The 18,978-nt window shown below is 61.9% G+C and carries 20 protein-coding genes; 10 read left to right on the top strand and 10 right to left on the bottom strand.

Annotated features, from left to right (window positions below):
• Nucleotides 1-192: 192 nt before the first annotated feature.
• Complete coding sequence (locus tag QZZ02_RS08905; RefSeq protein WP_291843765.1) at nt 193-1,077, bottom strand: hypothetical protein; 885 nt, start codon at nt 1,075-1,077, stop codon at nt 193-195.
• Nucleotides 1,078-1,178: 101 nt separating this feature from the next.
• On the opposite strand from QZZ02_RS08905, the gene QZZ02_RS08900 reads away from it, so the two are divergent.
• The 4 genes from QZZ02_RS08900 (at nt 1,179) to QZZ02_RS08885 (ending at nt 5,802) form a co-directional block, all read left to right on the top strand.
• A complete protein-coding gene (locus QZZ02_RS08900; protein ID WP_291843762.1) occupies nt 1,179-2,186 on the top strand; it encodes an adenosine kinase in 1,008 nt (335 codons plus the stop codon).
• Nucleotides 2,187-2,353: 167 nt separating this feature from the next.
• Entirely contained in the window at nt 2,354-4,447 is a 2,094-nt protein-coding gene (locus QZZ02_RS08895; protein ID WP_291843760.1) for an EAL domain-containing protein, read from the top strand.
• Nucleotides 4,448-4,532: 85 nt separating this feature from the next.
• The gene (gene hslV, locus QZZ02_RS08890; RefSeq protein ID WP_291843758.1) at nt 4,533-5,102 is read left to right on the top strand and encodes an ATP-dependent protease subunit HslV; all 570 of its coding nucleotides are present in this window, start codon (nt 4,533-4,535) and stop codon (nt 5,100-5,102) included.
• A gap of 97 nt (nt 5,103-5,199) precedes the next feature.
• Complete coding sequence (locus QZZ02_RS08885; protein WP_291843757.1) at nt 5,200-5,802, top strand: hypothetical protein; 603 nt, start codon at nt 5,200-5,202, stop codon at nt 5,800-5,802.
• On the opposite strand, the gene QZZ02_RS08880 is transcribed toward QZZ02_RS08885, so the two are convergent.
• Nucleotides 5,803-6,222, bottom strand: a complete 420-nt coding sequence (locus QZZ02_RS08880) for a VOC family protein (RefSeq protein WP_291843756.1) — start codon at nt 6,220-6,222, stop codon at nt 5,803-5,805.
• Nucleotides 6,223-6,302: 80 nt separating this feature from the next.
• On the opposite strand from QZZ02_RS08880, the gene hslU reads away from it, so the two are divergent.
• The gene (gene hslU / locus QZZ02_RS08875) at nt 6,303-7,610 is read left to right on the top strand and encodes an ATP-dependent protease ATPase subunit HslU (protein ID WP_291843754.1); all 1,308 of its coding nucleotides are present in this window, start codon (nt 6,303-6,305) and stop codon (nt 7,608-7,610) included.
• A gap of 21 nt (nt 7,611-7,631) precedes the next feature.
• On the opposite strand, the gene QZZ02_RS08870 is transcribed toward hslU, so the two are convergent.
• The 3 genes from QZZ02_RS08870 to QZZ02_RS08860 form a co-directional block, all read right to left on the bottom strand.
• Complete coding sequence (locus QZZ02_RS08870; protein WP_291843753.1) at nt 7,632-8,078, bottom strand: Smr/MutS family protein; 447 nt, start codon at nt 8,076-8,078, stop codon at nt 7,632-7,634.
• 141 nt (nt 8,079-8,219) lie between these two features.
• Nucleotides 8,220-9,467 carry a murein transglycosylase A gene (locus tag QZZ02_RS08865; protein ID WP_291843752.1) on the bottom strand — a complete coding sequence of 416 codons (1,248 nt, stop codon included), beginning with the start codon at nt 9,465-9,467 and terminating at the stop codon, nt 8,220-8,222.
• Entirely contained in the window at nt 9,451-10,071 is a 621-nt protein-coding gene (locus QZZ02_RS08860) for a Tim44/TimA family putative adaptor protein (protein ID WP_291843751.1), read from the bottom strand. The genes QZZ02_RS08865 and QZZ02_RS08860 overlap by 17 nt, the downstream gene beginning before the upstream one ends.
• A 213-nt stretch (nt 10,072-10,284) precedes the next feature.
• Between QZZ02_RS08860 and secB the strand changes: the two genes are divergently transcribed.
• Entirely contained in the window at nt 10,285-10,803 is a 519-nt protein-coding gene (gene secB, locus QZZ02_RS08855) for a protein-export chaperone SecB (protein WP_291843750.1), read from the top strand.
• 6 nt (nt 10,804-10,809) lie between these two features.
• On the opposite strand, the gene dnaQ is transcribed toward secB, so the two are convergent.
• The 5 genes from dnaQ to QZZ02_RS08830 are packed head-to-tail and all read right to left on the bottom strand — an operon-like array spanning nt 10,810 to nt 14,405.
• Entirely contained in the window at nt 10,810-11,502 is a 693-nt protein-coding gene (dnaQ, locus tag QZZ02_RS08850; RefSeq protein ID WP_291843749.1) for a DNA polymerase III subunit epsilon, read from the bottom strand.
• A 29-nt stretch (nt 11,503-11,531) separates the two neighbouring features.
• Complete coding sequence (gene coaE / locus QZZ02_RS08845; RefSeq protein WP_291843748.1) at nt 11,532-12,140, bottom strand: dephospho-CoA kinase; 609 nt, start codon at nt 12,138-12,140, stop codon at nt 11,532-11,534.
• Nucleotides 12,140-12,982, bottom strand: coding sequence for a shikimate dehydrogenase (aroE, locus tag QZZ02_RS08840; protein ID WP_291843746.1), 843 nt, complete (start codon nt 12,980-12,982; stop codon nt 12,140-12,142). The genes coaE and aroE overlap by 1 nt, the downstream gene beginning before the upstream one ends.
• Nucleotides 12,979-13,569: a nucleoside triphosphate pyrophosphatase gene (locus tag QZZ02_RS08835; protein WP_291843745.1), complete on the bottom strand. Its 591-nt coding sequence runs from the start codon at nt 13,567-13,569 to the stop codon at nt 12,979-12,981. The genes aroE and QZZ02_RS08835 overlap by 4 nt, the downstream gene beginning before the upstream one ends.
• Entirely contained in the window at nt 13,566-14,405 is an 840-nt protein-coding gene (locus QZZ02_RS08830) for a pyruvate, water dikinase regulatory protein (RefSeq protein WP_291843744.1), read from the bottom strand. The genes QZZ02_RS08835 and QZZ02_RS08830 overlap by 4 nt, the downstream gene beginning before the upstream one ends.
• 445 nt (nt 14,406-14,850) lie before the next feature.
• Between QZZ02_RS08830 and hemE the strand changes: the two genes are divergently transcribed.
• The 4 genes from hemE to rho all read left to right on the top strand — a co-directional run bounded on the left by hemE (nt 14,851) and on the right by rho (nt 18,974).
• Nucleotides 14,851-15,888 (top strand): uroporphyrinogen decarboxylase, encoded by a 1,038-nt coding sequence (hemE, locus tag QZZ02_RS08825; RefSeq protein WP_366511519.1) that lies wholly within the window; start codon nt 14,851-14,853, stop codon nt 15,886-15,888.
• Complete coding sequence (gene hemH, locus QZZ02_RS08820; protein WP_291843742.1) at nt 15,848-16,951, top strand: ferrochelatase; 1,104 nt, start codon at nt 15,848-15,850, stop codon at nt 16,949-16,951. Before hemE ends, hemH begins: the two co-directional genes overlap by 41 nt.
• 15 nt (nt 16,952-16,966) lie before the next feature.
• Nucleotides 16,967-17,422 (top strand): CopD family protein, encoded by a 456-nt coding sequence (locus tag QZZ02_RS08815; RefSeq protein ID WP_291843741.1) that lies wholly within the window; start codon nt 16,967-16,969, stop codon nt 17,420-17,422.
• A gap of 223 nt (nt 17,423-17,645) precedes the next feature.
• A complete protein-coding gene (gene rho / locus QZZ02_RS08810; RefSeq protein WP_366511518.1) occupies nt 17,646-18,974 on the top strand; it encodes a transcription termination factor Rho in 1,329 nt (442 codons plus the stop codon).
• Nucleotides 18,975-18,978 lie beyond the last annotated feature (4 nt).

Here is an 18,978-nt window from a genome sequence, read left to right as displayed (position 1 = left end):
CGCCCGGCGTTGGAGGGGGAGGATAAGTTTGGCAGATTTTCCTGTCGCAACCGCTTTCCCTCTCCCTTGGGAGAGGGCCAGGGTGAGGGGTAAGTCCCGGTGCCAGCAGGCGTTTCCCCCTCATCCGGCCTCCGGCCACCGTCTCCCAGGGGAGAAGGAAAGGGGGAACGGTGGGGGATAAATAGGCCCGTCCTATCCCAGCAACGCCTCCAGCGCGTCGGCGAAGACCGCACCGATCTGCGGACCCTGTTCCGGGTAGAGATAAGGTTCGATGAGTTCGATCTCGATCAGGGCGAGATGACCGTCGAGGCCGCGCAGCATGTCGACCCGGGCGTAGAGAAGATCGCCGTCAATGCAGTCGAGGACTGATCGGGCGAGGGCGAGTTCGTCGGCGCCCGGTACATGGATTTCTTCATGGCCGCCATATTCGGACTGGACGCGATAATCGCCCTTTGCCGGCATCTTGCGGGCACAATGGGAAAATTCGCGATTGAAGAAGAGAAAGGCATATTCGCCCTCCTCGGACACGGCCGGCAGGAAGGGCTGGATCATGCACTCGGCCGGCGGCAGGGCGTCGGCGGCGGGCAGGGCTTCACCGCGACGGATACGGGCCTGGCGCCAGGCGCCGGCGCCCAGAACCGGTTTGACCACGATATCGTCGGCCCCCAGCGTGTCGAAGGCCTGTGCGATCGAGCTTGCGTCCGCCTTGTCCGCCCAGACCGTCGGAATCATCGGCGCGCCACGCGCCGCGAGCTCCTTGAGATAGGTCTTGCGGCTGTTCCAACGCACAATGTCGAGCGGGTTGAGGAGTCGGCTCTCGCGATCGCATCGCTCCAGCATGGCCATGAAGGCATCCGGTTTCTCCATGTAATCCCAGCAGGTGCCGATCATGATGGCGTCAAAGCCGGACGGATCGAAGTCCGGCGCGTCCCAGATCACCGGTTCAAGGCTCAGTCCGCGCGCGGCGCAGGCGGGCTGAAGGGCTGCAATTTCAAGCTCATACTCCCAATAATCCTTGCGGGCATCAGGATGGTCGCGCAGCATGCAGCTGGCGGTGAGGAAGGCGATCCGGGTCATGGTTTGCTGGCTAGCGCCGCGTCGCCGTGACGGCAAGCCTTGTCCTTGCCCGGCGCTGCGTTTAACCCTGCGCCGGATACCAGCTGAAATGGATGCTTGAGATGTCCGATGCCCGTTTTGACGTGCTTGCCGTTGGCAATGCCATTGTCGATGTCCTGTCGCCCGCAACGGATGCCTTCCTGGCCGCCGAAGGCATTGCCAAGGATGCCATGACACTCATCGACGAGGCGCGCGCCCGCACGCTTTATGGTCGCATGCAGCCGGGCAAGGAAGCCTCCGGGGGTTCCGCCGCCAACACTGTCGCCGGCATCGCATCACTGGGCGGCAAGGCGGCCTATATCGGCAAGGTCGCCGATGACCAGCTGGGCGAGATCTTCACCCATGACATCCGCGCCGTCGGCGTCCATTTCGACACGCCGCCGCTCAAGGACGGGCCGGCGACCGCGCGCTGCCTGATCAATGTGACGCCGGATGCCGGACGCTCGATGTCGACCTTCCTGGGTGCAGCCGCCCTGGTCACGGAAAAGGATGTGGACGCCGGAGCGGCCGCCCTGCAAGCTTCTGAAATCATTTATCTGGAAGGCTATCTCTTCGACCGCGAAGAGGCCAAGCGCGGCTATGTGGCCGCCGCCGAGATGGCCGCCGCCCACAAGCGCCGCACCGCGCTGACCTTGTCCGACCTGTTTTGTGTCGAGCGTCACCGGGCCGCTTTCCGCCACCTGGTCGCCCACCATATCGACATCCTTCTGGCCAATGAGGCCGAGATCAAGGCGCTCTACGAGACCGATGATTTCGACGCCGCCATGGCCCTGGCCCGAAAGGACGTCGCCATCATTGCCGTCACGCGGTCGGAAAAGGGCGCCGTGATCGCGCGTGGCGACGAGATGATCACCATTGCCGCCCAGCCGGTCAGCCAGCTGGTCGACACCACAGGCGCCGGTGATCTTTTCGCCGCCGGCTTCCTGCTCGGTATCGCAAGAGACCTCAGCCTGGCCGAGGCAGGCAAAATGGGCGCGATCTGTGCCGCGGAAATCATCTCCCACTATGGTGCGAGACCTGAAACTGCGTTGAAATTGCTCGCTGAATCGGCCGGGATTGCCTTTGAATAAAGGCATTTCGGGCATTTGTCTAAAAACTTAACGAAACAACTCCGGCATTTTAACCACAATTCAAGTGCTTGCTGACATCCTGACCGTTGAGAGCAGGTGAGTGACAACATTCACCTGGTGTTCGGTGGCGATTTCGCGACCTCTCGGGGGAGCGTTCAGGGGTTAACATGGCACCCATCCGCAAAGCGGTGGCGCGGGTAATGCGATCACTGGTCATGAAGTTCACGCTTCTGACAGGTGCACTTATCTTCGCGACGACACTCATGCTGATGACGCTGGAGAATGTGGCCGCGCAGCGCGAGACACGCAATCTCCTGATCGACCGGTCTGTGGCGACGCTGCAGGCAACGGCGAGCCGTCTGGCCAATCCGATTTCAAGCAATGATGCGACCTATGTGGACGCCTATACCGAGGAATTGATCGCGTCGGTCAGCGCGTCGGAGCTCTACGTCCTCAACAATCGCCGGGAAGTCCTGGGCGAAGCCTATGATGATGGTCGCGACCAGGGCCAGCTGCGCGCTGCCGACCTTGCCGTGATGGCGCTGGGCGCCGGCGACCTGCGCTATGGCCTGCGTGACGGCATGCTGGAAGTCGCGGCTCCGGTCTACACCCAGTCGCGCCGCCTGGTTGGTGTCGTCTACATGCAGCAACCGCTTGTCGAACTGGCCGCATCGCGGAATGCCGCGATCCAGCGCCAGACCCTGATCGCGCTGTTCGCCCTTGGCATTTTTCTGCCGCTGGCCGCGCTGATCGTCGGTCGCGCGCTGCGCCCGGTCCAGACTCTGACCGATGCCGCCCGTCTCGCCTCGTCGAAAAATCTCGACATGCGCATCCAGGTCAAGACAGGCGACGAGCTGGAAGTCCTGGCCAACGCCTTCAATCGCATGTTCGCGCGCCTGGACGGCAATCTGAAGCGGATCCACCGCCTGGCCTATGTCGATCTTGTCACCGAATTGCCGAACCGCGAACGCTTCCGCAAGGAAACCGAACGGGTTGCCCGCAAGTCCCTGGAAGAAGGCACGTCCGGCGCTGTGCTCTTCCTCGACCTCGATCGTTTCAAGCGCGTCAACGACTCGCTGGGTATCGGCGAGGGCGACCGCCTGCTGGAAATGGTCGGCCGCCGACTGTCCGAAGTCACGCGTGGCTGTGACCTGGCTGCCGGCAATGTGGACGAAGCGTCCATGGTGGCCCGCCTGGGCGGCGATGAGTTCACCGTGCTCCTGCCGGGTATCAAGGACAGTGCGGATGCGGCCCGTATCGCCAACAAGCTGGTCGATGCGATCCGCCTTCCCTTCGAGATTTCCGGCCACCAGGTCTTCCTGGGCGTGTCGATCGGTGTCGCCGTCTTCCCGCAGGACGGGGCTGATCCGGAAACCCTGATGCGTCACGCCGACCTTGCCATGGCCCATGCCAAGCGCGCCGGCGGATCTTCGGCGCAATTCTTCGAGCCAACCATGAACCAGTCCGCCTTCGAGCGCCTGGTGCTGGAGAACGAGCTGCGCGATGCCGTCGCCCAGGATCAGCTGGTCGTCTTTTACCAGCCCAAGGTCCTGATGAAGGACGGCGCCTGCGCCGGTGCCGAGGCGCTGGTGCGCTGGCAGCATCCGACCGCCGGCCTGCTGTCGCCCGGCGCCTTTATCGAAGCCGCCGAAGAATGTGGCCTGATCGGTGAGATCGGTGACTGGGTGTTGCGCGCGGCCTGCCGGGAAGCCGCCGCCTGGCGCGAGCTCGGTCTGGAAATCCCGGTCGCGGTCAATGTATCGGCCATGCAGTTTGACCGTGACGGTTTCTCGGACTCGGTCCTGGAAGCCCTCGCCGCGGCCAATCTTCCGCCGCACCTGCTGGAACTCGAGCTGACCGAATCCATCGCCATGGAAAATCCGGAACGGGTGATCGAACAGGTCCAGCCGCTGCGGGATCGTGGCGTCAATTTCGCCATCGATGATTTTGGCACCGGCCACTCCTCGCTGTCCTATCTGACCCGCATGCCGTTCGACGTTTTCAAGATCGACCAGTGCTTCGTGCGTGACATGACAACGGATCACCACGCCCGCATCGTGGTCGAGACCATCCTCGCCATGGCCAAGTCGCTGAAGCTGGAAACCGTCGCCGAAGGCGTGGAAACGCCGGAACAGTACGAGATGCTGCGGTCCCAGGGCGCGACCCTGGCCCAGGGCTTCCTGTTTGCCCGCCCGATGCCGGCCAGCGACTTCGTCGCCTTCGCCTCGGACAGCCATACCGACCGCGCCGTCAACGAGTAATCCGGCCTGCAATTCAGCGTGAAGACTTGATCCGCCCTCCCGGGTCGGCCACATCGTGTGGACGACATCATCCGGAGACCGGTCCATGACGCACGCTTCCTCGCCCGATTATGCCGATGCCAGCCTGTGGCGCGGCACCACGATCATCGCCGTGCGCAAGGATGGCCGCCTGGTGGTCGCCGGTGACGGACAGGTCTCGATCGGCCCGACCGTTATGAAGGGCAATGCCAAGAAGGTCCGGCGCCTGGCTGGCGGCGAGGTCATTGCCGGTTTTGCCGGCGCGACCGCCGACGCGTTCGCACTGTTCGAGCGCCTTGAAGGCAAGCTCGAACAATATCCCGGACAACTCGCCCGGGCCTGTGTCGAACTGGCCAAGGACTGGCGCACCGACCGCTATCTGCGCCGCCTCGAAGCCATGTTGATCGTCGGCGACAGGACCGAGACCTTCCTGCTCACCGGCGCCGGCGACGTGCTGGAACCGGAAGACGGGGTCGTCGCCGTCGGCTCAGGCGGAAACTTCGCCCTGTCCGCCGCCCGCGCCATCTATGAGTATGAGGCCGACCCGGAAGTCATCGCCCGCAAGGCGATGGCGATCGCGGCGCGGATTTGCGTCTACACGAATGAGAATTTGACGGTCGAGACTCTGGGCGGATAGCACGCCCGGTGAAGGCGGCGCTCGCGCCGGCTCCGCATCCGAATCTGCCATGGCCGGCATCTAGCGGGTGTTGCCAACGCCAGCTTGGAGCCAAGCCATGTCTGCCCGCCTGTTACAGGTCGCCCTTCTTTCACTCACCCCCACCCTGTTCCTGACGGCCCCGGCCGCAGGATCGGAGGACGGGGCTGAATATCTTGTGCTGGGCGCGCGTGGATATGAGACCCGCCACACCCTGCGCTTTCACTTTTCGGCGGGTGATGGCTGGCGAATGACGGAGCCAGCCCACCGGTCAGCCCGTTTCAACGATGTCCCCTTCGAGGTGTCACTCTCTGCCTTCCTGCGCGATGACGAGGCGATCATGATTCATGCCGAGCATGTCGCCGACCAGTCCGGTGCGGCCAATTACGATCGTTTCCCGGCGACGGATTGGCCGGTGGGCGGCTTTCGCGGTGAACAAGCGCAATGTCACGAGTTTCCCGCAAGTGTGGTCGCGGAAGAGCACGACCTGGCCTGGCTCGACCGACACGGCTTCAGCCCGGTCGGTGCCATGTGGATCGAGCAGCACTTTCTCTCGGGCAACAACTATAATGACGAGATCGTCGTGAGCCTGATCGTGCGCGGAGAGAGTTGCGACGACGCGGATGAGCCCGCTCAGGAATTCGCCCGGATGCGCGAGAGCCTCAGTGCCAATCCTCGCTAGCTAGCGCGCAAAAATCTGGCCTTCATCGCGAAACGTCTTGAATTCCAGGGCGTTGCCGGCCGGATCACGAACAAAAAAAGTCCCCTGCTCGCCTGCCTGGCCTTCAAAACGGACATAGGGCTCGATGATGAAGGCCTGGCCGGCGGCCCTGAAGCGTTCAGCCAGAGCCTCCCAGTCGGGCCAGTCCAGCAGGAGACCGAAATGCCGGACAGGCACCTGCTTGCCGTCAACGGCGCCGGCCTCGACCGGGGTGCATTCCTCCGGCGCCAGATGGGCCACGATCTGATGGTCAAACAGGTCAAAATCCACCCAGGCCGGCGAGGACCGCCCCTCGCGACATCCCAGCAATTCGCCATAGAAACGCCGGGCTTCGGCCAGATCATCAACCGGGAAGGCGAGGTGGAAGCGCGGGCGGGTCATCGGGTTATGCCTTTCAGGACTGGTTTTGGCGGTCACCCCTGATTACATCAGGGGACCGCGCAAGCAATGCAAAGACAATAATGACCGATTTTACGCCCCGCGAAATAGTTTCCGAGCTCGACCGTTTCATCGTTGGCCAGGCCGACGCGAAAAAGGCGGTCGCCATTGCCTTGCGCAATCGCTGGCGCCGACGGCAGCTCGACGAGGATCTGGCGGAAGAGGTCACGCCGAAAAACATCCTGATGATCGGACCGACCGGGGTCGGCAAGACCGAGATTTCGCGCCGCCTGGCCAAACTGGCCGGTGCCCCCTTCATCAAGGTCGAGGCAACCAAATTCACCGAAGTCGGCTATGTCGGACGCGATGTCGACCAGATCGCCCGCGACCTGGTGGAAGTCGCCATTTCCATCGTTCGCGAGAAAAAGCGCGAGGACGTGAAGGCCAAGGCCCATGCGGCCGCCGAGAACCGCGTTGTCGAGGCCCTGGTCGGTCCGGGTGCCTCTGAGAGCACGCGCGAGAGTTTCCGCAAACGCCTGCTGGCCGGCGAGCTGGACGACAAGGATGTCGAGATCCAGCTGGCCGATACCGGGTCCGGCATGCAGATGCTGGACATTCCCGGCATGCCCTCGGGCGGTGCCGGGGTGATCAATCTCGGTGACATCCTCGGCAAGGGGTTCGGCCAGAAGACCAAGACCGTGCGCCTGAAGGTCAAGGACGCCTACGAGCCCCTGATCAATGAAGAAGCCGACAAGCTGATCGACGACAGCCAGATCGCGGCCGAGGCGATCAAGCTGGCCGAGAATGATGGCATCGTCTTTCTCGACGAGGTCGACAAGATCGCGGCCCGGGCCGATGCACGCGGCGGCGATGTCTCCCGCGAAGGCGTCCAGCGCGACCTCCTGCCGCTGATCGAGGGCACGACCGTGGCAACCAAGCACGGCGCCATCAAGACCGACCACATCCTGTTCATCGCCTCCGGCGCCTTCCACGTCGCCAAGCCGTCCGACATGCTGCCGGAATTGCAGGGTCGCCTGCCGATCCGGGTCGAACTGTCAGCGCTGACGGAAGCCGATCTGAAGCGCATCCTGGTCGAACCTGAGGCCAGCCTGATCAAGCAGTATGTCGCGCTGATGGGCACCGAAGGTGTCACGCTGGACTTCACCGATGATGCCATCGACGCCCTCGCCAAGCTGGCCGCCGACGTCAATGCCAGCGTCGAGAATATCGGCGCCCGACGGCTTCAGACCGTGATGGAAAAGCTGGTCGAGGAGATATCCTTCACCGCGTCCGACAAGTCCGGTCAGGCGATCACCATCGATGCCGATTATGTCGCGGCGCATGTCGGCGAGCTGGCCAGGAATGCCGACCTGTCGAAATTCATCCTTTAGCCGCGCTGGCAACCGGTCTGGTCAGTCGCGGTTTCGGGTCCGCAGCGTGACATAGAAAGCGCCGCTGCCGCCATGGCGGGCATGCGATTTCGCAAACCCTGACACATACTGACTAAACTCCGGAAGACCCAACCATTCCGGCAGCTTGCGTCTGAGAACACCGGGCTCCTCTACCTGCTCCCAGGGGGCGACATCGCGCTCGCGCGACTTGAACCCCTTGCCGGTAATGACCAGCACGGTGCGGTAGCCGCTGGCGAAGGCCATTTGCAGGAAATGCCGCAAGGTCCGAAGCGCCTGGTCCTGGGTGAGACCGTGCAGGTCGACCCGTCCATCAATCTCCAGCCGACCGCGGCGCACGCGCTTCTCACCGGACCGGTCATGCGGAGTGGGCGGATCATAGACCGCCCGACTGCGTTGCACCGGCGGCAGGCGGACACCGGACCCGTAGGCGCTCGCGGATGTGTCCATCTTACGCGTCCGTTCCGGTTGTTCCGCGTCAGGTTCCTGCAGTGATTTGAGCCGGTCCTCGGCGATTGGTTTCACTGATTTGGCGACATGCGCCCACAGCGCCCGCTCATCCGGTCGCATGGTCCGTTTGCGCGACACCGGTCAGGCCGGCTCGGTATCGGCAAAAAGCCGGGCAACCACAGTATGCGGCAAGAGCACGACCCAGCTCGCCTGCGCCCGCGTTGTCCCGGCACGGCGCTCTGCCGTCTCGCCCCAGCCCCAGAAGAAGTCACCCCGCAGCGGTCCATTGATGGCACCCCCGGAATCCTGCGCGATGACAAGGCCATTCCAGCCGGACAGTTCGGGCAGATCCGCGCTCAGCCAGACAGGTACACCATGGGCCATGATGCGCGTGTCGACCGCGATCGAGGCCATGGGTGTCAGCGCAACGCCCTCGGCACCGCGCGGACCGAGGTCCGGATCGCTGAGCGTTTCGCTGGCGAAGAAGACATAACGCGGATTGACGCCAAACAGTTCGGCCGTCGCCTCCGGGCCGCGCTCATTGAGCCAGGCTTCAATACCTTGCTTGGAGGCCGCATGAGCCTCGAGTTCGCCGCGTCGCACCAATTCACGCCCGATCGAGCGGTATGGCAGTCCGTTATGGGCCGCATAGGCCGCGCGTTCCTCATGCCCGTCGGCAAAGACCAGCCGGCCTGACCCCTGGATCTGCAGGAAGAAGACATCAACCGGGCGACCCCAGGCAAAGACCTCGCCGGCATTGCCGGTCTCGATCTCGGCGCGGTCCTTGTAGAGCACCAATTCGCCATTCTCGACCTCACCGACGATGCGGCGGCCTGCCAGGCTTTCGTCAAACCGGCCGAGATCAACCGTCACCAGATCATCGGGCCGGCGGCGCAAGGGCTGGACAAACTCGTCCTGCGGACTGCGCCGGACTTCCACATAGGGTTCGTAATAGCCCGTCAGGAGACCCTGTTCGCGAATGGCGCCGGTTTCCGCATCGCGCGCCGACAGGCGGACCGGCGTGAAGACCGCTTCAAGGCTGGCCCGCGCCGAGGCTTCGCCCGGCTGGGTCATGGCCGCGGCCGCGCAGGCACCGCGCCAGTCTTCCACCCGTCCTGCCCAGGGGGCTTGCGGATTGAGCCAGTCGGCGTCCGCCCTGCGCCCCAGCCGGTCACAGCTGCGCCTGAATGCCAGCAAGGCCGGTTCGAGATCGCGCTCGCCCCAGCCGGACAGCTCGGTCCACATGGCGGGCCGGAAATCGAGGCTTTCCGGACGGACGAGCTCGACCGTGTCGGGCAGCGGTTCGGGCTCGGGTTCAGGGGCGCGCGGCTGACAGGCCGCCAGCAGCACGACGCCAATCAGACAGAGGCGGTCAAACCGCTGCGACACGGGTCAGCACCCAGTTCGGATTGCCGGTATCGGTGCGCCGTTCGAACTGCCAGTCCTCGGTCACCGTCGACAGGTGTCCCAGATCGCCTTGCACGAGCACGCCGTCCTGATCGCGTGTTTCAGTCGCGATCTCGGCCACGAAACGAACCTTCACGCGGGCGATGTGATCGGAATGACCGGCTTCGGTAATCTCGGCTGACTTGATGCGCTCGATCTCGGTCTTGACGGTCTCGCCGCGATCGGCCCGCTGATCAATCGCTGCCGTATAGCGGTCCAGAACGCTGGTCGCCAGCAATGGCTCAAGGGCCTTGCGGTCGCCAGCGGCGAACGCCTGGACGATCATCGTGTAGGCGCTGCGGGCACCTTCCAGGAAGCTGTCGGGATCAAAACGGGAATCAGCGGCAGCAATCGCTTCCAGTCCGGCCGCAGCGGGGCCCTCAAAGGCCGGACGCAGGCCGGACGCATTGGCTGGATCCGACGAGCCCGCCGGATTGCCCCGGGGCGCCGGCGCCTCCATGTGTCCCTCGCGCCGACCGAGCGCCGTATACAAGCGATAGGCGAAGAAAATTGCAGCAATGCCGCCAATGAGAGTCCAGATATCCATGCGGACCGTCTTACCTTTTCAGCGCTGTTGCATCGTGACCCTCAAGGCCTCGATCCGGTTTCTCACCAAGATATAGGCTCAATTTGCACTTTCGTCAGCCTCCCCGCTGTGGTCTTGCCAGCTTGCCGCAGACCGGTCCGCATGTTAACGGGCGCGCTCTCATAAGACCCGGCCAACCTGGCCAGCCGTTTACAGACCCATCCGGGGAGTTCCATGACCGACGCACCCAACACGCCCGCTGACAACGCTGCGGCCCAAGCGCCCCAGCTGCGCGTTCTCGCCCAATATGTGAAGGACCTGTCCTTCGAGAACCCGGGCGCTCCGGACACGCTGCGTCCCGGCCAGCCTACCCCGGGTATCGATCTGGCGATCGACGTCCAGGCCCGTACCGCCGGCGAAGACACATTCGAAGTCGTGCTGACGATCAATGCCAAGGCCGTCCGCGAGGACACGGTCGTCTTCATCGCTGAACTGTCCTATGCCGGCCTGTTCCAGATGGCCAATGTGGCCGAGACCGAGCGTGAACCTTTCCTGCTGATCGAATGCCCGCGCCTGATCTTCCCGTTCGCCCGTCGTGTCCTCGGCGACGTGACCCGCGACGGCAATTTCCCGCCGCTGATGCTTGACCCCGTCGACTTCGCCGGTCTCTACCGCGCCCAGATTGCCAAACGCGCGGCCGCGGCTCCGGGTTCGGAAAGCAATGGCAATGGTGACCCGGCCGCTGTCAACTGATTGATATTACTGAATTGTCAGTTTTTTCCAGAGCGCGTTTTCGCCCATTTCGTCGATAAAGGCGGCATGGGCGGCGCGCTCTGAGTCTGTCTGGCGCGAGGGCAGTCCTGCCGGGCGCTGCGCGCGGGCCGGGAACATTACCTTGCCGTCACCACCGGCGCCCTGGCCTGACAGGTCGAGCGCCCGGGTACGCCCCCCCATCAGCTCGAGATAGACCTCCGCCAGCAGCAGGCTGTCGACGAGGGCGCCGTGCTTGTCGCGTGTGTCGAGCGATATGTCGAAACGTTTGCAGAGTGCGTCCAGTGACACATAGGAGCCGGGAAACTTGGCGCGGGCGATCCGGGCCGTGTCCTTGAAGCGGCTGTCCGGATAAATCTCCATACCCAGCCGAGCGAGCTCCATATTGATGAAGCCACGATCAAAGGGCGCATTGTGGGCAACCATTGTCGCGTCGCCGACGAAGGCCACGAATTGCGGACCGACTTCATCAAACAAGGGTTTGTCAGCAAGGAATTCGGTGGTGAGGCCGGTAATGTCGACCACTTCCTTGGGCACCGTGCGCTGTGGGTTCACATAGGCATGGAAGGTCTTGCCGGTGGGGATGAAGTCGATGATCTCGACACAGCCAAGTTCGGTGACCCGATCGCCATTATTGGGATCCAGACCCGTGGTCTCGGTATCGAAAACTATTTCCCGCATTTCGCCCGCCCTTTTGTTCCGCCCAGCCCTCAGCCCTGCTCGCCGTGTGCCCGTCGCTTCAATGCCGTGATGATGTCGGCGACCTGGCGCCGTGCATCCTCGATCCCGCCTGACGTTTCCACCACATGGTCGGCCCGTTGCAGCTTGATCGAATCGTCGAGCTGCCGGGCGATTATGGCGTTGAGCTTCTCCTCCGTCATGCCGGGGCGCTGCATCACGCGGGCGCGCCGAATCTCTTCAGGGGCATGCACGACAATAACCGCATCCACGCGCTTTTCACCGCCGGTCTCGAACAGAAGCGGCACATCGAAAACCAGGATCGTGTGTCCGGCGGCTTCGTGCTCTGAAACAAAGGCCTCCCGGGCCTCACTGACCAGTGGGTGGACAATCTCCTCGAGGGTTTCGAACCCGTCCGGGTCAGCCTTGAGGAGCTCGGAAAGCCGGGCGCGGTCAATCGCGCCATCGATCACGACACCGGGGAAGGCCCGTCCAACCGGCTCAACCGCCGCCCCGCCCGGTGCATAAAGCGCATGCACGGCCGCATCGGAATCGAAAACGGGGATGCCGGCATCGCGCAGGATCTGCGCCGTCGCCGACTTCCCCATCCCGATAGAGCCGGTGAGTCCGACGCGCAACATCACCGGGCCTCGAGCACGCGGATCAGACGGTTGCGGAGATCCGCTACGTGCGGCACCGGTCGGCCGTAAAAGGCCTGAAAGCTGGGACGAGCCTGTCCGATCAGCATGTCCAGCCCGTCAATCGCGGTCAGACCACGCCCGGCCGCACCGGCCAGAAACCCTGTATTCAAGGGTGTATAGACACTGTCAAAGGCAACACTACCTGGTGCGACCCGTTGCCAGTCCAGCACAAGCTCGGTGTTCCCATTGAGACCGAGCGAAGTTGCATTGACGATCAGATTGCTGCCGGAAAGGGCGTCATCCCGCGCATCCCAGGGAATGATGTCAGCGTCCGGGGCAATATCACGCGCGAGGCCCTGGGCCCGGGTCATGTTGCGATTGCAGATGGCCAGCTTGGTAACCCCGACTGTCAGGAGGGCATAAACGAGCGCACGCGCAGCGCCGCCAGCGCCGAAAACCAGCGCCCGGGTCTTTCCGTAATCAAGATTGGCGGGCTCAAGGGCGGCCAGGAAACCGGCAATGTCAGTATTGTCAGCATGAATGCCGGCTGATGTGAATGTCAGCAGGTTAGCCGCACCCACGGCACGGGCGATCGACGAGGATGCATTGGCGAATTCGAGGGCGGCCTCCTTGTGGGGCAAGGTCACATTGACGCCGCGACACCCCGCCTTGGCCAGACCGCGGATCGCTGTCTCGAAATCCTGGGGCAAGACGGGAAAGGGTGCATAAAGCGCATCCAGGCCGGCTGCCTCGATCCATATCTGCATGAGGATAGGCGACAGCGAATGTGAAACCGGGTCTCCCGTTACCCCGGCAATCCGGGCTGCGCCTGAAACCGTCATGAGGTGAGCACTCCCTGGTCCCGCAGAACAGCGGCCACCGGCAGAAGCGGCAGACCGAGAATGGCATAGTAGTCGCCCTCGACCCGCTCGAACAATTGCGCGCCCAGACCCTCATAGGCATAGGCCCCGACGCTCGCTGTCAGCGCATCACCGGCGTTCTGGAGGTAACCGTCGAGAAAATCATCCGAGAAATCACGGACATGGATCGTCGATGTTTGCTGCAAGGACCAGATCACCTGTCCCGCTTGCAGGATTGCGAGGCCGGAATGGAGAAAATGCGGGCGACCCCGCATGCGGGTGAGACGTTCACGAGCCAGGGCAGCATCAGGCAGTTTGTCGAGCAACTCGCCATCAAGCTCCATGGTCTGGTCAGCGCCGAGAACCAGGGCTTCGGGATGGTCCTGCGAAACCGGGATGGCCTTCGCTTCGGCGAGGCACAACGCCATGTCACGCGGGTCGAGATCGGTGCGTTCGGACTTGATCACGCTTTCATCCACATCCGCCTTGATAACCTCGAAAGGGATGTGGGCCTGTTTGAGGATCTGAGCGCGTATCTGACTGCCCGAGGCCAGGATAAACCGGGTCATGCCGTGAGGTTCCGTTTTTCCATGAGGAGGTTGATGATCTTGGCAGCGGTCTCCTCGATCGAGCGTCGCGTGACATCGATGGTCGGCCATTTATGTTTGGCATACAGGCGCTTGGCGAAAAGGATTTCCTCGCGCACTGCAAAATCGTCGATATAATTCGTGTCCCGGTCCTCATTCAGGCTGAGGAGGCGGTTTCGCCGGATCTGGACGATTCGTTCCGGCGAGGCCGTCAGTCCGACAACCAGCGGATTGCGCAAGTGAAAAATATCCGGCGGCAGGGGGACGTCCTTGACCAGCGGGATGTTGGCGGCGCGGAAACCACGATGGGCGAGATAGACGCTCGTTGGCGTCTTCGAGGTCCGGCTGACACCCAACAGAACAATGTCGGCACCCTCGAAATCATCACCCTGGCCGTCATCATGGGCCATGGCATAGTTCAGCGCATCAATGCGGCGGTAATAATCAGCATCCAGCGACCGCTGTGCGCCGGCACGACTGGCCACTGGTCGGCCCAGATAGGCGCTGAGCGTGGCCAGCATCGGATCGAGAATGGCAATCGCCGGTACACCCAGTTCGACGCAGCGGGTTTCCAGCTCACGCCGCAGATCAGCATTGACGATCGTGTACATCACAACGCCGGGATAGGCAGCCACTTCATCAAGGACACGATCAAGCTGTTTCGAGGATCGAACCAAGGCGTAGAGATGTTCAAGCGGACTGGTGCCTTCGAACTGGGCAACCGACGCACGCATTACCTCCATCAGGGTCTCGCCGGTCGAATCGGAAACCATGTGGATGTGGAAGCAGGTATCAAAAGGCGAATTCGTGGGGGGCATGGGGCCGGGCACCGGGATAGCGTTTACCAATTGTTAATAAATAGGGCTGTTTTCCCCAACTCGGCAATCAGCAGAGGAAGACTGTGAGTAGTACCCGGTCTTACCATGAACAACCCACAGCGCTGTCCACATCTCATCCCTTCGTGGAAAGGTTTGTGGATCATGTTTTGGCTGATGGCCGTCGGCGCAACGGTTTTCCACTGTCATTCCACATCTATTCAGATCAGTAACGCTTTGTTTTAATTTGCTGAAATCAATTTTGCCGTTCATCGAATATCGCCAGTTGTGGAGGGAGAAAACCCGGCCATACCTCGCCGGATAACGGGTAAAAACCCGGTCATCCACGTCATCAACGCCCCAACAAACTTCAACAATCTATTTAATCTTTTTAGAGAGATGAAAGGGACTGATTGATCCGTCGATAAGACATGCCTAAGCAGGGCGGATGAATGACATGATCCAAAAACCCCTCCTTCAGGTTCTCGCCGGTCAAGCCGTCTCGCCCCCGCCTGTCTGGCTGATGCGTCAGGCCGGGCGCTATCTCGCGGAATATCGCGAAGTACGCTCCCGGGCGAAGAACTTCATCGATTTCTGCTTCTCGCCCGATCTGGCCGCAGAAGTGACCCTTCAACCCATCCGGCGCTTCGGCTTTGATGCCGCGATCCTGTTTGCCGATATCCTGCTGGTGCCGATCGCGCTGGGCCGCAAGGTCTGGTTCGTAACCGGCGAGGGTCCGCAGCTGGAACCCTTCGATCCGAGGCTGTTCGAGGAATTGAGGACGGACCAGACGGAAGCCGTGCTGGCCCCGATTGGCGAAACCCTCAAACGGGTCGTGCCACAATTGCCCGAGACCACGACGATGATCGGCTTTGCCGGATCGCCCTGGACCGTCGCGACCTACATGATCGAGGGCGGCGGTTCGAAGGACCGGTTCCGCGCCCGCGTGGCGGCCTGGGAGCATCCGGAGGCCTTTGATGCCATGATGGACAGGATTGCCGATGTCACGGCAGAATATCTGGTCATGCAGGCGCGCTGTGGGGCCGAAGTCCTCAAGCTGTTCGACAGTTGGGCCGAAGGCCTTCCGGAGCCCCTGTTCGAGCGGGTCATCATCCGGCCGACGCGACGGATCATCGAGGCGGTCCGGGCTGCTGGCGTTGATGTCCCGATCATCGGCTTTCCGCGTGGCGCCGGAACGCTTTACCCGCGCTATGCCCGCGAAACCGGGGTCACGGCGATCGCCATCGATACGGCAGTGGACCCGGCCTGGATCCAGTCCGTGCTTCCGGCCGGCATGCCCGTCCAGGGCCATCTTGATCCTGCCGCCTTGCGGGCCGGCGGCAAGGCTCTGGATAGCGAGGTGGATCGCTTGCTGGATAGTTGGGCGGGCCGGCCCCATATCTTCAATCTCGGCCACGGGATAACGCCGGACGTGCCGGTGAGTCATGTCGAGCAATTACTGGCGCGAATCCGGTCACGCGCCTGATGTCTGGGGGCAGGTCGTGAATAACGGGCGCAAGAAACTCGCAGTAATACTGTTCAATCTCGGCGGTCCCGACGGACCCGAGGCCGTGCGACCCTTCTTGCGTAACCTGTTCCGTGATCCGGCCATTATCCAGGCACCGGGTCTGATCCGTGAAGCGCTGGCCCTGCTCATCTCGACGACCCGCGCCAAGGAGGCCCGGGCCAATTATGCCAAGATGGGCGGCGGATCCCCCTTGTTGCCTGAAACCATCCGCCAGGCGAATGCTCTGGCTGAACACTTGTCTCCACAGTGGCCTGATCATGATATCCGGATTTGGCCGGCGATGCGTTACTGGCACCCGTTCACCCATGATGTGGCTGATGAGGTGAAAGCTTGGCAGCCGGATGAAACTGTGCTTTTGCCGCTCTATCCGCACTTCTCGACCACGACAACGGGGTCGTCCCTGAAAGCCTGGCGGGATGCCGGCGGTCCGGAGACCCACGCGATCTGCTGCTATCCGACGGAGGCCGCTTTCCTGGATGTTCATGCAGCGTTGATCCGCAAGACCTGGGAGAAGGCAGGGCGACCGGACAATGTTCGGCTCCTGTTTTCCGCACACGGTCTGCCCAAGAAGATTATTGATGCGGGTGATCCCTACCAGTGGCAGGTGGAGCAGACTGTTGCGGCCGTGCGCCAGCAATTGCCGGAGTTTCCGGATGTGGAGATTTGTTACCAGAGCCGGGTCGGGCCGCTGGAATGGATCGGTCCATCGACCGAAACCGCGATCGAAAAAGCGGCCAGGGATGGAAAATCCATCATGCTGACCCCGATCGCCTTTGTATCCGAACATATCGAAACCCTCGTCGAGCTGGACGAAGAATATGCCGAAATTGCCCACGAGCTGGGGGTGAAGGAATATATTCGGGTGCCGGCTCTCGGTTGTGATCCGGTGTTCATCGAAGCCCTGGCCAATCTGGTTGGGGGTGCCTTGCGTGGTCCCGGCGGGCTGCGTTCGGAGCGAGGTGAGCGGATTTGTCCGGCTGACTGCAGCGCATGTCCGTGCAAGCTTGCAGGCAAGGTTTGATCAAGCGGGGCTAACATGTTGCTGGCGGCATATGACTGGTTGCGGGCCTTTCACATCCTGGCGGTAATCGCCTGGATGGCCGGCTTGCTCTATTTGCCGCGGCTGTTTGTCTATCATTGTGACGCGACGCCTGGCGGCGAGCTGGATGAGACACTGAAACTGCAGGAACAACGTCTGCTCAAAATCATCATGAACCCGGCCATGATCGTGGCCTGGATTTTTGGCCTGGCGCTCGTCTGGTCAAACGCGGATCGCGCGGGCAGCTGGTCTGTCTTTCTGGGCTGGGCCTGGCTTGCAAAATTCCTGCTGATTGTCGGCATGACCGGTTTGCACCATGTTTTTGCCACGCGATTCAAGCATTTCCAGGCTGGTACAAATGACTGGGGCGACAAGCGCTATCGCCTGCTCAATGAGCTGCCCTTCGTGCTCGCCATAGCGATAGTTATAATCGCTGTCGTCGCGTTGAATTAGCAGGCAATCACCTGCTTGCGCTTGACGCTGGGCGGGCTGCATGGCAAGGGTTTCTCGACTCCTTTTCCAGGATCCCTTCTTTCGTGACGTGAGACGCGTACATCCCAGCGCGCCCGTCTGCTCCTCAATTAACGGGTTACCTCCGCATTGGCGGCACCCGACTTGCTTGATCGCGTAAGGCCCTGTCCGGCCACGCTCTTGTGCTTGAGCTGATAGTAACACCATGACCGACGAAATTTCCTCACCCGCACCTGCAACTGTTCCCGTTCCGGCTCTGCTTGAAGGTCTGGAGCGCATGACGCTGCAGGGTCTCAAAGAGAAGAAGCCAACCGAGTTGGTGGAGTTTGCCGAGGCGCTCGAGATCGAGAACGCCTCCTCTCTCCGCAAACAAGCCATGATGTTCGCCATTCTCAAATCCCTGGCGGAGCGGGATGTCGAGATTCATGGTGGTGGAGTGCTGGAAGTGCTGCAGGACGGTTTCGGCTTCCTGCGCTCGCCGGAATCCAATTATCTGGCCGGTCCGGATGATATCTATGTCTCACCGACCCAGATCCGAAAGTTCGGACTTCGTACCGGTGATACCGTGGAAGGCGAGATACGCAGCCCGCGTGATGGCGAACGCTATTTTGCTTTGCTGAAGGTTTCGACCATCAACTTCCAGGACCCGGAATCAGCACGCCACAAGGTCCATTTCGACAATCTTACCCCGCTTTACCCCGAAAGCCGCTTCAACATGGAGCTGGCCGATCCGACGGTGAAGGATCGCTCCGGTCGTGTGATCGACATTGTCGCCCCGCTCGGCAAGGGACAGCGTGGCCTGATTGTTGCGCCGCCACGGACCGGCAAGACCGTTCTCTTGCAGAACATAGCGCACGCGATCGAAAGCAATCACCCGGATTGCTATCTGATGGTCTTGCTGATCGATGAGCGTCCGGAAGAAGTGACTGACATGCAGCGCACTGTGAAGGGTGAGGTCATCTCCTCCACCTTCGACGAGCCCGCCACGCGTCACGTCCAGGTCGCCGAGATGGTGATTGAAAAGGCCAAGCGTCTCGTCGAACATGGCCGTGATGTGGTGATCCTGCTGGACTCGATCACCCGTCTGGGACGAGCCTACAACACAGTGGTGCCGTCCTCGGGCAAGGTGCTGACCGGTGGCGTTGACGCAAACGCGCTGCAGCGTCCGAAGCGTTTTTTCGGCGCGGCTCGGAACATCGAGCATGGCGGTTCGCTGACCATTATTGCAACGGCCCTGATCGATACCGGCTCGCGGATGGATGAAGTCATCTTCGAGGAGTTCAAGGGTACGGGTAATTCGGAAGTCGTTCTGGACCGGAAGGTTGCCGACAAGCGCGTCTTCCCCGCCATCGACATTCTCAAATCCGGTACCCGGAAAGAAGAGCTGCTGGTCGATCGTAGCCAGTTGCAGAAAATGTATGTCCTGCGCCGGATTCTCAATCCGATGGGCGCTCAGGATGCCATTGAATTCCTGCTCGACAAGCTGCGTCAGACCAAGACCAATGACGAGTTCTTCGACTCGATGAACACCTAGCGCC

Source organism: Maricaulis sp. (assembly GCF_015665295.1).
Classification (GTDB): domain Bacteria; phylum Pseudomonadota; class Alphaproteobacteria; order Caulobacterales; family Maricaulaceae; genus Maricaulis.
Note: the sequence above shows the minus strand (reverse complement) of the source record. Positions and strands in the feature narration are given on the sequence as shown.